Source organism: Paenibacillus terreus (assembly GCF_042138595.1).
Classification (GTDB): Bacteria; Bacillota; Bacilli; order Paenibacillales; family Paenibacillaceae; genus Paenibacillus; species Paenibacillus terreus.
The window spans coordinates 69,907-82,734 of record NZ_JBHIRX010000009.1; the positions used below are offsets into that span (position 1 = coordinate 69,907).

The 12,828-nt window shown below is 49.2% G+C and carries 14 protein-coding genes; 6 read left to right on the plus strand and 8 right to left on the minus strand.

The genetic code is table 11. The annotated features are described in order from the left end of the window. Positions 1-12: 12 nt before the first annotated feature. The 4 genes from ACE5KN_RS16895 to ACE5KN_RS16910 all read left to right on the plus strand — a co-directional run bounded on the left by ACE5KN_RS16895 (position 13) and on the right by ACE5KN_RS16910 (position 3,580). On the plus strand, positions 13-987 hold the full coding sequence (locus tag ACE5KN_RS16895) for a Gfo/Idh/MocA family protein (protein ID WP_375526167.1): 975 nt from the start codon (positions 13-15) through the stop codon (positions 985-987). Positions 988-1,013: 26 nt separating this feature from the next. After that, a complete protein-coding gene (locus ACE5KN_RS16900) occupies positions 1,014-1,856 on the plus strand; it encodes a sugar phosphate isomerase/epimerase family protein (RefSeq protein ID WP_375526168.1) in 843 nt (280 codons plus the stop codon). Positions 1,857-1,883: 27 nt separating this feature from the next. Beyond that, positions 1,884-2,846: a Gfo/Idh/MocA family protein gene (locus ACE5KN_RS16905; protein WP_375526169.1), complete on the plus strand. Its 963-nt coding sequence runs from the start codon at positions 1,884-1,886 to the stop codon at positions 2,844-2,846. A 320-nt stretch (positions 2,847-3,166) separates the two neighbouring features. Continuing rightward, positions 3,167-3,580: a MerR family transcriptional regulator gene (locus ACE5KN_RS16910; RefSeq protein ID WP_375526170.1), complete on the plus strand. Its 414-nt coding sequence runs from the start codon at positions 3,167-3,169 to the stop codon at positions 3,578-3,580. Between the two features lie 194 nt (positions 3,581-3,774). Here ACE5KN_RS16910 and tpx read toward each other — a convergent pair whose 3' ends face one another. The 3 genes from tpx to ACE5KN_RS16925 all read right to left on the minus strand — a co-directional run bounded on the left by tpx (position 3,775) and on the right by ACE5KN_RS16925 (position 5,639). Further along, positions 3,775-4,296, minus strand: a complete 522-nt coding sequence (gene tpx, locus ACE5KN_RS16915; protein WP_375526171.1) for a thiol peroxidase — start codon at positions 4,294-4,296, stop codon at positions 3,775-3,777. Positions 4,297-4,456: 160 nt separating this feature from the next. Beyond that, entirely contained in the window at positions 4,457-4,969 is a 513-nt protein-coding gene (locus ACE5KN_RS16920; protein ID WP_375526172.1) for a DinB family protein, read from the minus strand. A gap of 292 nt (positions 4,970-5,261) precedes the next feature. Continuing rightward, a complete protein-coding gene (locus tag ACE5KN_RS16925; protein WP_355319013.1) occupies positions 5,262-5,639 on the minus strand; it encodes a MerR family transcriptional regulator in 378 nt (125 codons plus the stop codon). 179 nt (positions 5,640-5,818) lie between these two features. On the opposite strand from ACE5KN_RS16925, the gene ACE5KN_RS16930 reads away from it, so the two are divergent. Both ACE5KN_RS16930 and ACE5KN_RS16935 read left to right on the plus strand, forming a co-directional pair. Beyond that, positions 5,819-6,667, plus strand: coding sequence for an SDR family oxidoreductase (locus ACE5KN_RS16930; protein ID WP_375526173.1), 849 nt, complete (start codon positions 5,819-5,821; stop codon positions 6,665-6,667). Between the two features lie 78 nt (positions 6,668-6,745). Then, entirely contained in the window at positions 6,746-7,690 is a 945-nt protein-coding gene (locus ACE5KN_RS16935) for an alpha/beta hydrolase (protein ID WP_375526174.1), read from the plus strand. Positions 7,691-7,844: 154 nt separating this feature from the next. Here the strand turns inward: ACE5KN_RS16935 and nspC are convergent, their stop codons facing one another. From nspC to ACE5KN_RS16960, 5 genes are all read right to left on the minus strand, one after another. Then, positions 7,845-8,972 (minus strand): carboxynorspermidine decarboxylase, encoded by a 1,128-nt coding sequence (gene nspC / locus ACE5KN_RS16940; protein WP_375526175.1) that lies wholly within the window; start codon positions 8,970-8,972, stop codon positions 7,845-7,847. Position 8,973: 1 nt separating this feature from the next. Next, positions 8,974-10,212, minus strand: a complete 1,239-nt coding sequence (locus tag ACE5KN_RS16945) for a saccharopine dehydrogenase family protein (RefSeq protein ID WP_375526176.1) — start codon at positions 10,210-10,212, stop codon at positions 8,974-8,976. A 359-nt stretch (positions 10,213-10,571) separates the two neighbouring features. Beyond that, entirely contained in the window at positions 10,572-10,757 is a 186-nt protein-coding gene (locus ACE5KN_RS16950) for a hypothetical protein (protein ID WP_375533119.1), read from the minus strand. 55 nt (positions 10,758-10,812) lie between these two features. Then, positions 10,813-11,940, minus strand: a complete 1,128-nt coding sequence (gene ssuD, locus ACE5KN_RS16955; protein WP_375526177.1) for an FMNH2-dependent alkanesulfonate monooxygenase — start codon at positions 11,938-11,940, stop codon at positions 10,813-10,815. 18 nt (positions 11,941-11,958) lie between these two features. Then, positions 11,959-12,816, minus strand: a complete 858-nt coding sequence (locus ACE5KN_RS16960; protein ID WP_375526178.1) for an ABC transporter ATP-binding protein — start codon at positions 12,814-12,816, stop codon at positions 11,959-11,961. Between the last annotated feature and the right edge of the window lie 12 nt (positions 12,817-12,828).

Here is a 12,828-nt window from a genome sequence, read left to right on the forward strand (position 1 = left end):
GGGGGCTCGACGATGAAGATCGGAATCATCAGTTTTGCACATATGCATGCCTACAGCTATGCATCAGCATTACAGAAGTTGAACGGCGCCGTGCTTGCAGGTATTGCCGATGACAATGCTGCTCGCGGCAAGCAATTTGCCGAGACGTTCGGTACGCAGTTGTACACCGACTACCATGAGCTTTTGCAGCAGGATATCGAGGGTGTTATTGTAACATCGGAAAATGCAAATCACAAAGAGCATGTCATTGCCGCTGCCAAGGCAGGCAAGCATGTGCTGTGCGAGAAGCCCTTGGCCACGAATGTGGAGGATGCCCTCGAAATGATTGAAGTGTGCCGGCAGCATGGCGTCATCCTGCAGACAGCCTTTCCGGTACGCTACAATTCCAGCATTGTAAGGGCGAAAGAAATGATCGATGAAGGCAGGATTGGACGCATCCTGGCCATGAGAGGAACGAACCGCGGACAAAATCCGGGAGGGTGGTTCGTGGAGCCGGCCTTGTCGGGCGGCGGAGCGGTCATGGATCATACCGTGCATGTCGTCGATATTATGCGCTGGTTCACAGGATATGAGGTCAAGGAGGTGTATGCGGAGATCGACACTCATTTCTCCGATACCCCGATTGACGATTGCGGCATCCTGACGATGGAATTTGAACATGGAATATTCGCCACGCTTGACTGCAGTTGGTCGCGCAACAAAACCTTTCCGACCTGGGGAGACGTTACGCTGGAAATTATCGGTTCTGAAGGAACGATAAGCATTGATGCTCTGGACCAGAAGCTGCATGTGCATACCGATCAGCACGGGTACCGCCACTCGTTCTGGGGTGACGATATGGATGAAGGGCTCATCGCCGGTTTTGTCCGCGCTATCCGGGAGGGCAAAGCGCCAATTACCGGAGAGGACGGCATGAGGGCCGTGGAAGTGGCGCTCGCCGCTTATCAATCCGCGAAGATTAAGGAACCTGTCGCTACCGGGCTGTAACCAAAAGGGAGGAGGATGAACGATTTATGCTGAAAGCCATGAATCAATGGGGATTTCCGGACGGGACACCGCTGGAAAAGGTGTTTGCCGTCAGCAAGGAGGCCGGATTTGACGCGGTTGAACTCAATCTGTATCCGGTCGGTGGTACGGGATTGACGATGGAAACGACGGCGGCGGAAGCGGAGGAGATCGGGCTTCTTGCACAGCGGCACGGAATCCGGCTGCTCAGTCTGTCGACGGGTATGCTGTGGGAGTCACCTTTGTCTGCGGGAGACGCCTCTGTCCGGCAGGAAGGCGCACGGATCGTTGCCAAACAGCTGGAGCTGGCTGCAGCCCTGGGAATGGACACGATACTTGTCGTTCCCGGTTCCGTGGATGACAACACCTCCTATGATGATTGCTACCGGAACAGCCAGGAGGAGATCGGGAAGCTGCTTCCGCTGGCGGAAAAGCTGGGTGTGTCCATCGGCATTGAGAACGTATGGAACAAATTTCTGTTGTCCCCGCTTGAAATGGCGCGTTATATTGACGAGTTCCAATCACCACGGGTAGGTGCTTATTTTGATGTCGGCAATGTGCTGCAATTCGGCTATCCCGAGCAATGGATCCGCATTCTCGGTCCGCGCATACGCAAGGTGCATGTTAAGGATTTCAGCAGAGCCGTCGGCAACATCAACGGATTTGTGCCGCTGTTAAGCGGAGATGTGAACTGGACTGCGGTGCGTGCTGCGCTGCAGGACATCGGTTATGATGATGTGCTCACCGCAGAGCTGACTGCCTATGAGCATGCTCCGCTGCAAATGATTTTTGATACGGCGCGTCACCTGGATTGTATTATCGAACAGATGCCTGCGGGAGTAACGGAGTAATATTGAAGGAGGCTGAAATCATTCCATATGGATAAAGTGAGGGTTGGCATAGTCGGGATAGGCGGCATCGGGCATACTCATTTGGATAATCTGGCAGCGAATGATTCCGTTGAAGTTACCGCGGTGTGTGATGTGAACCGTAAGCTCGGGCAAGAGAAAGCTGCTGCCGTTGGAGCGGTATATTATGAGCAGGCGGATGATATGTTCGAGCAGGCTCAAACGGATGCCGTCTTTGTCTGTGTACCGCCGTTTGCGCATGGACAGATTGAGGAGCAGGCTGCGGCACGCGGAATTCATCTGTTTGTGGAAAAGCCCCTTGGCTTGGAGATGGCAGCTGTACAGAGGAAGGCAGCAGCAATAGAACAGGCAGGCATCATCCATGGCTCGGGATACTGCCTGCGCTATATGGACATTGTCCGGATCGCCAGATCGTATTTGCAGGACAAAGAAATCGGCATGGTGCGGGCCCACTATTTGTCATCCTTTGTGGAGACACCGTGGTGGAGGGACATGAGCAAATCAGGCGGCCAGCTCGTGGAGCAGTCGACGCATACGGTCGATCTTGTCCGCTATCTTGCCGGTGAGATGAGCGAAGTGTATGCCCATATGGATCTGCGCTTCATGAAGGATATGGACGGCATGAATGCGCCTGACGTGACTTCTGTCAGCGTTGTATTCGAATCAGGTGCCATCGGGCATATCGACAGCACCTGTATACAGCCGGATCACCGCTCAGGCATTGAACTGCTCGGGCGCGGTTTCCGTGTGGTCATTGACGGATCCGAATTGACGCTTGTAGATGAGGAAGGAACACAATCGTTTAAGAGGGATACCGATTTTTACAAGGCACAGGACGATGCCTTCATTGAAGCGGTGCGAACGGGGGACCGGAGCCTGATTCTGTCCTCGTACACAGACGCCATGCGCACTTTGGAGGTTACGCTGCGGGCGAATGAATCCGCCAAGTCAGGTCTTCCCATTAAGCTGTAAGGGTTCGAGAAGAAGCCTGGCATCTCGCGGACTTAGGGTGGTCAGGGAGCTGGCTTGAAATTAATCGAAGCGGCTATTCAAATTAAATCCAAAGCCTTGATTCATTGGAAGCATTAATGAATCAAGGCTTTTTTGTCCACATGTCGTATTTCATCGTCTCAAGATGAATTTTTACACTGAGGTAATCCTTTCAGATAAAAAACGAGTCTTACATAGTTTTTTTTGGGGCAGACCACAGAAATCTAAGTCATGATCCATCAGATTACGTATGTTACTATGTAATTGGAGAATTTGTTCACCACCTTGAAAGGAGCGATATCTTGAAAATAGGCCAGCTATCCAAAGCGACCGGTGCCAGCACTCGATCGATCAGATATTACGAAAAGAAAAATCTGTTGACTGCAAAACGTATGGATAATGATTATCGTGAATTCGACGAATCTGATGTTAAACGGATCAAAACGATACAGATTTATTTAGACGTCGGTCTGTCGACGAGGGAAATTAATGGAATATTGAATTGTCATGAGAATTATGATGCTTACGACAGTGACGATTTCTGTGAGGAATTGCTCGGTGCCTATGAGGAAAAACATGCAGAAATCGTTCAGCAAATTCAAACGCTGACTGTAGCACAGCAGAAATTGGAACAACGTATTAAACAAATGAGACTCCGGAGAACGTTGATAGGAACGGTGAGCAGCTCAGCCGAGCAATCAAACCAATCTTCATGACCAAAAAGGTTTAAGGAAGGGCCAACTTACAATATGGATAATCGGCGGGCGTTTACAAGATGGATGAATGAACGATAGATATTAAGCACACATGAATGTACCGGCTGCATTCGTGTTCAGGCTTTGATTTATTTAGCAAAAAGAACAGCGAGGGAAGCCGGGCCCCTCCGCTGTTCTTTTTATAGAAGTTGTAATTAAACGATCTTTTTAACAGCAGCAACTGCATTTTCGTAGTTAGGGTGCTCTGTCATTTCGCCCACATACTCAACGTATTGAATGATATTGTTAGCATCGATTACAAAGACGGATCTCATCAACAATTGAATTTCTTTAATGAGAACGCCATATGATTGGCCAAAGTTGCGGTCTTTATAATCGGATAAGATGATTACGTTGTCGATGCCTTCAGCGGCGCTCCAACGGGATTGTGCAAAAGGAAGATCCACGCTGATGGTTATTACAACCACGTTATCGCCAAGCTTTGCGGCTTCCTCTTCAAAACGGCGGGTTTGAGCGTCGCATACACCTGTATGATCGAGGGAAGGAACGACACTGATTAGTTTGACTTTCCCGGCATAATCAGCCAAGGATACTTGCTCTATCAAATTTTTGTTAACTTTGAAGTCAGGAGCTTTGTCGCCGACCTTCAATTCAGGTCCTACTAAAGTAAGTGGGTTGCCTTGAGCTGTTGCTACACCAGTACGTTCTTGTGCCATTGTAATAGGCCTCCTTATTTTTCAATGAGAATGATTGGGATTTGACCAAGATTTATTATAAGTTTTTTATTAAACGAGAGTTTTAACAGCAGTAACTGCATTTTCGTAGTTAAGGTGCTCTGTCATTTCGCTCACATACTCAACGTATTGTACGGTATTGTTAGGATTGCTGCCTCTCTTCGCGAGTGGGGCCGTAAACGCCAGGTACCACCAATCCGGCTTGACGCATGAGCACGAACATTTGTCCACGATGATGGGCCTGGTGCTGGATCAGCAAACGCAACACTGCAGAAATAGGTAACTCAATCCTGCCCCACATATTCCGGGTTTCGCTTAACGTCGCATCGTTCCATTGCGTCTGCAGCGCATCCAGCATCGCACGGCTCGTCCGGTCATAGGCCTCTGTGATTGCAGCCGCCGATGTTGGTTGATCGTTGTCTTTTCCTTGATCCTGGAATTCCAGCCAATTTCCTTCGGGTTGGAATTCCAGCCCCGCTGCGGACAAAAAGTAATGAACCGCAAGTGTTATATGCCACGCCAGTTTCCCCAAAGTGAAATAATCTGGAGCCACTTGCTGCTGAAGAGACTCGTTCGTCAGGACTTGGAGGACCTTCTGTGTGGAGGCCGCTTCCATTTTCCACTCATCGATAAATTGATGCAAACTAGTAAACATGTGCTTATCACCCTACTTTTCAGAAAATTCCTTTATTCTACTTCGAACGAGAAACCGAATGCGATTTCTTTCAATTCCTTTTGGATCACCTACTTTAAACTAGCTCTTTTTTTTATTTGGATATCTCATCTCCTTTCTCCTTTATCTTAAAAGATTGACACTGTGTCAAAGTCAATATGTTCAATTTATGAAAGCAACCTATTTCAAATTTTTGTTAAATTTCATGACCAGCTAGGCGATAGACAGACAAAAACCGGATTCATATTCGAATCCGGCTAACCTGTTGAGGATTTTATGGCAGCTTTTCAAATTTATTGTCCTGGGCATCGATTAACGCAAGCTTGTAATTGAGCTTTTCCAGCGTCTTCATGAGAAGTGAGATTTGTTCCTCGACTTTGCTTTTCTGACGTGCCAGCATGATTCTCCTGTCCGGCAGTGTGCTATCCCCGCTCTTATAAAGCTCCACATACTGTTTTATTTCTGCCAGGGGTAAACCGGTTGAACGCAGGGCTTGCACCGTCTCTATACAATCGATGTAATGTTCATCAAACTTGCGTACCCCGTTCGCATTTCGTTCAACAACCGGCAGCACGCCTTCTTTTTCATAAAAACGCAGGGTATATGGAGAAATGCCCGTTTTTTGTGAAATTTCCTTAACTGTAAAAGCCATTATCATTCACCGCCTATCGGGGATTAGAGCCGCTCTAATAAATTGTACAGCCCGAACTTGTGCCCAGTCAAAACAAATCCTTTATCCATAAGGGGTAGCTACATGGAGTTGACTTAGAGCCGCTACGGCCCGGTAAGCTACGTATAGAAACAAAAAAATGATGAGAAGGAGATCATTCCATGATAAAAACTGTGTTAATCACCGGTTCTTCGACCGGATTAGGAAACACTACAGCCAGAAAATTTGCTGATGAGGGATGGAATGTGGTGGCGACGATGCGCAAACCGGATCAGAGTCTGGCAGCGGAATATCCCGAACGGATCCTTGTAACGGAGCTTGATGTTACCAATCCCGCCAGCATCGAGGCGGCGATTGCGGCAGGAGCTGCCCGCTTCGGCGGGATCGACACCGTGGTGAACAATGCCGGCGTCAGCATCCTCTCGATTTTTGAAGCGACGCCCATGAATGTGATCCGCGGGGTATTCGAGACTAATGTCTTCGGCGTCATGAACGTGATTAGAGCGATAACGCCACATTTTCGCGAACAGGGCGGCGGAACCATCGTGAATATCAGCTCGAGCGTTGGTTTTGCGGCAACTCCACTCCTGGCCGCTTATGTCGCGTCCAAACATGCGATCGAAGGGCTGACGGAATCGCTCTCGTACGAGCTTGAATCGCAAAATATTGCCATCAAACTGGTGGAGCCGGGAGCCATTCGCACCACAAGCTTTACCTCCAACACCATGTCCGCTTCCCAGGACATGTCCATTCCCTCTTCGTACGAGTTTTACTATGCTCATATGATGCAAGCCATGATGAACTATCCGTTTGAAGATGCGGATGAGAAGCAGGTTGCCGAGCAGGTTTACAATGCCGCCTGCGACGAGTCTGACCGGCTGCGTTATATCGCAGGTCCGGACGCGGAAGAAATGGCCAGGCTGAGATTTTCCCAGTCGGAGGAAGAGTACATGACCTCCATGCGTGACCTGATGGGACAAACCGCTTGGCGAACTATGCATGAGAAATAGGGTGGATGCCGCTTTACATTCATTGGAGAGTGGACATTGAAAAAATTTGTGACACTGCTAACGAAGGAGGGTTGGTTTATGGAAGAGAAACTGCACCCTGAGCTTAAAGAATTGTTTTCGGTTTTACCGGAAGTCATTTATACCCGTGACAACTTGGATGCCAAAAGGAAAGAGATGCACGAGATGTTTGCCGGCCTGGCTGCATCTCTGCCCGTGAATGATGCAGTTTTGACTTCAGAGAGGTACGTTCCGGGAGCAGCGGGGGATCCGGATGTCCGGATCAAAATCTATGAGCCAAGAGTGAAGAATGAAATCCTGCCAGGTGTCCTCTATATTCACGGTGGCGGCTATATCCTTGGTTCTGCCGATATGATGGACCCTGCCATGCAGCAGCTGGTACCGGAGCTTAATTGCGTCATCGTGTCCGTGGATTATCGGCTGGCTCCGGAGCATCCTTTTCCGGCTCCGCTCGAAGATTGTTATGCTGCACTCCAATGGTTCTCTGAACATGCTGAAGAGCTGGGGGTGGATTCATCCCGGATTGCAGTAATTGGTCCCAGTGCCGGCGGCGGATTAACGGCTGCGCTCTCTCTTTTGGCTAGAGATCGGAAAGGGCCTTCTATCGCATTCCAAATGCCTCTTTACCCCATGCTGGATGACCGGGGCACAAGCAAATCCAGTAATGAAATCACAGATGAAAGAGTATGGAGCAAAGCCAAAACCCGGCTTGGATGGGAAATGTATTTAGGAGAAAACCGTGAAGTATCCCCATATGCTGCTCCGGCACGCGCAACCGACTTGTCAGGGCTTCCACCTACATACACATGTGTTGGTGACCTGGATCCATTCCGTGATGAAATCATCGATTATGTATCAAGGTTGACGCAGGCCGGTGTGCCAACAGAGCTTCATTTATACCCCGGATGTTTTCACGGCTTTGAAGAGTACGCCCCAGCTGCTGAAATCAGCCAGAGATTTGTAAAAGAATATAAAGAGGCTTTAAAGCAAGCCTTACACCAATGATTGGTTACATTCAAAGCACTCTGTGGTGGACGGTCGAATGTATGACAAAAACCGGATTCAAGTTCGAATCCGGTTTTTTTTAATCCCTGCTTCGGACACTCTAATCCGATAGTGTGTTCGCACAGAGAGTAACGTGTATGATATTCCGGCCCAATTAAGCCAGTCTCACTTTAAAATCCTGATAGCCAAACTCACGCACCACTTGGCAATCACCGTCTTTATGCTTTACTGCAATGGCCGGCAGGGCCATGCCGTTAAAGGTGTTGGTTTTCACCATGGAGTAAATCGCCATGTCGCCAAAAACCAATCTGTCGCCGCTCTTTAACGGCTGGTCGAAGGAATAATCGCCGATCACATCGCCGGTCAGGCAGGTTTGCCCGCCCAGGCGATATGTAAATGGCTTCTCGCCGGGTTCGCCTGAACCGAAAAGGGGAGGGCGATAAGGCATTTCCAACACATCAGGCATATGGCAGGTGGCCGAGGTGTCCAGAATAGCAATCTCGATTCCATTTTTATGAAGATCAAGCACGGATGTGATCAGATAGCCTGCGTTGAGCGCAACGGCTTCTCCCGGCTCCAGATAGACTTCCAGACCGTATTTCTCCTGCATTCTCTTAATGCAGGCTTCCAGTCTCGGGATATCATAATCTTCCCTTGTGATATGGTGACCGCCGCCAAAATTGATCCATTCCATTTGCGGCAGCCATTGCCCGAACTTTTCCTCCACGGCATTCAGCGTGGTCTCCAGATCATCCGAGTTCTGCTGGCAAAGGGTGTGGAAGTGCAGTCCTGAGACACCCTCCAGCAGCTCCGGACGGAAATCCCCGCTCTTCACACCGAATCTGGAGCCCGGCGAGCACGGATCATAGATTTCATGACCCTCTTGCGTGGAGCATTCCGGATTGATGCGCAAGCCCACTTTTCTGCCGGCTTGGAGGGCTTTATCCTTGAATTTCTCCAGCTGTGAGAAGGAATTGAAGATGATATGATCACAAATGGATATAATCTCGTCAATTTCATCTTCACGGTAAGCAGGGGCAAAGACATGGTTTTCTTTGCCCATTTCCTCATAACCCAGACGTGCTTCGAATAAACCGCTCGCCGTTGTGCCGCTCAGATATTTTCCAATCAGGGGGTACATGGTTGTCATGGAAAACGCTTTTTGCGCCAGCACAATCTTGGCTCCTGTACGCTGCATAACGCCATTCAGGATTTTCAGATTTTTTTCGATCAGCTCTTCGTCAACGACATAACATGGCGTAGGCAGTTCCTCGAATCGCATTTTAGCGAACAAGCTCCGACTCTTTGGCTTCTTCTGGCAATGCATCCACAAGCACCGGATTAAAGTCTTCTACCCATGGAAGTCCCCATTTGTTCAACTCTTCCATGAATGGATCCGGATCAAATTCTTCGACATTGAATACGCCAGGTTTATTCCATTTGCCAGTCACGACCATGGCTGCGCCAATCATGGCAGGAACACCTGTTGTGTAGGAGATGGCTTGGGAGCCCACTTCTTTATAACACTCCTGGTGGTCACAAACGTTGTACACGTAGTACGTTTTGTCCTTGCCGTCCTTTTTCCCTTTGAAAATGCAGCCGATGTTTGTTTTACCTACTGTACGTGGTCCCAGGGAAGCCGGATCAGGAAGCACAGCCTTCAGGAATTGCAGCGGAATGATTTGTTTTCCTTCGAATTCGATCGGCTCGATGGAAGTCATTCCTACATTTTCAAGAGCCTTCAGGTGTGTCAGATAGCTTTGGCCGAAGGTCATGAAGAAACGGATGCGTTTCAGTCCAGGGATGTTTTTGGCCAGGGATTCAAGCTCTTCATGGTACAGAAGGTACATGTCCTTTTCGCCAACTTCAGCGAAGTTGTACTCACGCTTGATTTCCATCGGTTTTGTTTCGATCCATTCACCATTCTCCCAATATCTTCCGTTCGCGGAAACCTCGCGGATATTGATTTCAGGGTTGAAGTTGGTAGCAAACGGATAGCCATGGTCGCCGCCGTTGCAGTCCAGAATGTCGATATATTCGATTTCGTCAAAATAATGCTTCAGCGCGTAAGCGGAGAATACACCTGTTACGCCAGGGTCAAAGCCGCTGCCCAGCAGAGCTGTAATTCCAGCTTGCTCGAAGCGCTCTTTGTACTCCCATTGCCATTTGTATTCGAATTTTGCCGTATCTTCAGGCTCATAGTTTGCCGTATCCATGTAGTGTGTTTTTGTGGCAAGGCAAGCATCCATGATGGTCAGATCCTGATAAGGCAGAGCCAGGTTCATGACGATATCCGGCTTCACTTCGTTAATCAAGGCAACCAGTTCATCCACGTTGTTAGCGTCCACTTGTGCAGTGGTAATTTTCGTTTTGCCGCCGTCCAGCTTTGCTTTCAGCTCATCACATTTGGATTTTGTACGGCTGGCGATGCAGATTTCTTCAAATACTTCACTGTTTTGAACACATTTGTGAACCGCTACTGATGCTACGCCCCCGGCGCCGATAATAAGTGCTTTTGCCATTTCTCAATCCCCTAACTGTAATAGATTTGTTTAAAGCGGAATTTCATAACCATCGATACTAACGTGCGGCCTGCACCTGCAATTTCTGGCAACAAAAAAAGCAAGTGCAAAAACGCATTACTCGCGCATCACACTTGCTTAGATATAATCATTCATATTAAAAAAGCACAGGGTAACCCCGTAACAAAAGTATTCCGTATCCGTGCATCATCAAAGCAGGACTTTTGTTAGAAAGCTTTTTAATATTCGGAATATATCAATAAAGGATCAGAGTCTATATAGCAAATAATTACTTTTACCACTCTTATTGATCGTTTCACAAGTTGATGTGCATATGCACTGGTTGTAAAGTAACCAACTTATAAAATTTGAGCTTTTAACTCAATCAATAAGGCAACAAAGTTGCCAATCGGCATTTGACCCGGCTGTCCGTATGGCCTTAACATCCTTAAGGAGTGGTCAAAAATTATCTGCTTGGAAAGATCCCGAATATTCAGAATATCAGCTTTCCAAATTTCACGCACTTCATATATTATCACATTCATTTGAGATTGCAACAAAAAATATTTGGGTTTTTGCCCTTAATTTTTATAAAGCAAATTATGCTTTTGGTTTTCGGTTCTCAGCCAGAAGCTCGCCCATCGCTGTCCATTCGCTTTCTGCCGGAGGCTGAGAGTAGGTAACCGGAAGTCTTGAAAACAGCAATTCCGCGATGCGGTAAGCCTCCTCCAGATGCGGGTAGCCCGATAAAATGAAGGTATCAATGCCAAGGGCGGCATATTCCTGCAGACGCTCCGCCACTTCATCGGCACTGCCGACCAATGCCGTACCGACACCGCCTCTTACTTGCCCGATGCCTGCCCATAAATTGGGGCTGACTTCAAGCGTGTTCCGATGCTGGCGTACAAGCTGGGTCATGCGTCTTTGTCCAACGGAATCGAAGCGGTCAAGCAGCGATTGCGCTTCTTCGACATCCTCCTCGGTGACATGCTGGATGAGCCTGCGGGCGGAATCCCATGCTTCCTCGGCCGTTTCCCGCACGATAATTTGCACACGCAGACCGATTTTGATGCTCCGGCCATGCTGGCTTGCGCGTGCTCTTACGTCGGCAATCTTCTCGGCCACCATGGCGGGTGTCTCTGCCCAGGTTAGATAGGTATCGATATGCTTCGCTGCGACCTCGTGCCCGGCCTCGGAAGAAGCACCGATAAACAGCGGGGGAGACTGCCGGCTAAAGGGAGTGTACTGCAGCTTGGCGCCTTCCACATGAATATGCTTTCCCTGGAACGTGACGCTCTCGCCGCTCATGAGCCTTTTCCACACCTGGAGAAATTCATCCGTAACTTCGTACCGTTCGCGATGGGAGAGAAAGATTCCGTCCCCTTTCATTTCTACCGGATCACCGCCCGTTACGACATTAATAAGCAGGCGGCCGGAGGATAACCGTTCGAAGGATGCCGCCATCCTGGCGGCAATGCTGACCGATATTCCGCCTGGGCGAACGGCAACCAGAAACTTCAATCTTTCTGTCGCTTGCATGAGCGCTGAGGCTACGACCCAGCCGTCCTCGCAGGCATGGCCGGTAGGCACCAGCATACCGGAATAACCGAGCCGGTCCACCGCTTGGGCGATTTGTCTGAAGTAATGCAGGTCGGTTATTTTGGCTCCGCGGGTTGTACCCAAATATCTTCCATCTCCCATGGTGGGCAAATACCAGAACATTTCCATGTTGAGGGAACACTCCTCTTATTTTGTAGTTTGGCTGCCGGCAATTAGAGACAGCAAATGCTGCCGCAAATCGGTAAAATCCTTGTTTGCGCGCATGGCTTGAAAGGCGGGCAGTTCTGAATCGTGCAGAAGAGGGTTGCTGAAATCCTGAACGACTCTGCCGGGATTCGGTTGCATGACAATAATCCGCCGGCCAAGCAGCAGCGCTTCATCCACGTCGTGTGTAATGAAGAAAAAGCAGCGGCGTGTGTGCTGCCAAATTTGGCGTATATGCAGCTGCATGGATTCCCGGGTAAGCGCGTCTAATGCACTGAACGGTTCGTCCATTAATACGATTCTGGGCTCTGTTGCCAATGTCCGCGCAAGCGCAGCGCGCTGCTTCATGCCTCCGGACAGCTGATGAGGCAGCCGTGAGGCAGCGGACTCAAGTCCAACCATCTCTATGTAGCGTGCCGCCTTCTGTTTGCGTTCCTTCCTGGGCATTCCGGCCATCCGCAGCCCAAATTCTACATTTCCGGCTGCCGATAACCAGGGGAACAAATTCGCGTGCTGGAAAACGACACCTACCTGGGGCGTTGGTCTGGTATGAACCTCACCGTCAATGAAGACGTACCCGCTGGAAGGCTTTAAGTATCCAGCAATAATATTGAGCAGTGATGATTTGCCGCAGCCTGAAGGTCCGAGAACGCACACGAAATCATCTGGCGCAAGGGATAGTTCAATCCGCTCCAAAGCCCGGATTGCGAGATTCCCTTGGTTATACGTTAGAGAGAGATCTGTCAATTGCACGCCGGATGGCATAACATCCAGGGCCGATGAAGCTTGTTGATTCGAATTCACACCGGCTGTGAGAGGGGCATGATTTGCTACGCTCATAGTTGTTTCCGC

Excerpts from the sequence above, each read along its gene's own strand:
- ssuD (WP_375526177.1), bottom strand. The coding sequence starts at position 11,940 with ATGGAAATGTTCTGGTATTTGCCCACCATGGGAGATGGAAGATATTTG.
- ACE5KN_RS16925 (WP_355319013.1), bottom strand. The coding sequence starts at position 5,639 with ATGGCTTTTACAGTTAAGGAAATTTCACAAAAAACGGGCATTTCTCCA.
- ACE5KN_RS16905 (WP_375526169.1), top strand. The coding sequence starts at position 1,884 with ATGGATAAAGTGAGGGTTGGCATAGTCGGGATAGGCGGCATCGGGCAT.
- ACE5KN_RS16895 (WP_375526167.1), top strand. The coding sequence starts at position 13 with ATGAAGATCGGAATCATCAGTTTTGCACATATGCATGCCTACAGCTAT.
- ACE5KN_RS16900 (WP_375526168.1), top strand. The coding sequence starts at position 1,014 with ATGCTGAAAGCCATGAATCAATGGGGATTTCCGGACGGGACACCGCTG.
- ACE5KN_RS16950 (WP_375533119.1), bottom strand. The coding sequence starts at position 10,757 with ATGAATGTGATAATATATGAAGTGCGTGAAATTTGGAAAGCTGATATT.
- ACE5KN_RS16935 (WP_375526174.1), top strand. The coding sequence starts at position 6,746 with ATGGAAGAGAAACTGCACCCTGAGCTTAAAGAATTGTTTTCGGTTTTA.
- nspC (WP_375526175.1), bottom strand. The coding sequence starts at position 8,972 with ATGCGATTCGAGGAACTGCCTACGCCATGTTATGTCGTTGACGAAGAG.
- ACE5KN_RS16930 (WP_375526173.1), top strand. The coding sequence starts at position 5,819 with ATGATAAAAACTGTGTTAATCACCGGTTCTTCGACCGGATTAGGAAAC.
- ACE5KN_RS16960 (WP_375526178.1), bottom strand. The coding sequence starts at position 12,816 with ATGAGCGTAGCAAATCATGCCCCTCTCACAGCCGGTGTGAATTCGAAT.
- ACE5KN_RS16920 (WP_375526172.1), bottom strand. The coding sequence starts at position 4,969 with ATGTTTACTAGTTTGCATCAATTTATCGATGAGTGGAAAATGGAAGCG.
- tpx (WP_375526171.1), bottom strand. The coding sequence starts at position 4,296 with ATGGCACAAGAACGTACTGGTGTAGCAACAGCTCAAGGCAACCCACTT.
- ACE5KN_RS16945 (WP_375526176.1), bottom strand. The coding sequence starts at position 10,212 with ATGGCAAAAGCACTTATTATCGGCGCCGGGGGCGTAGCATCAGTAGCG.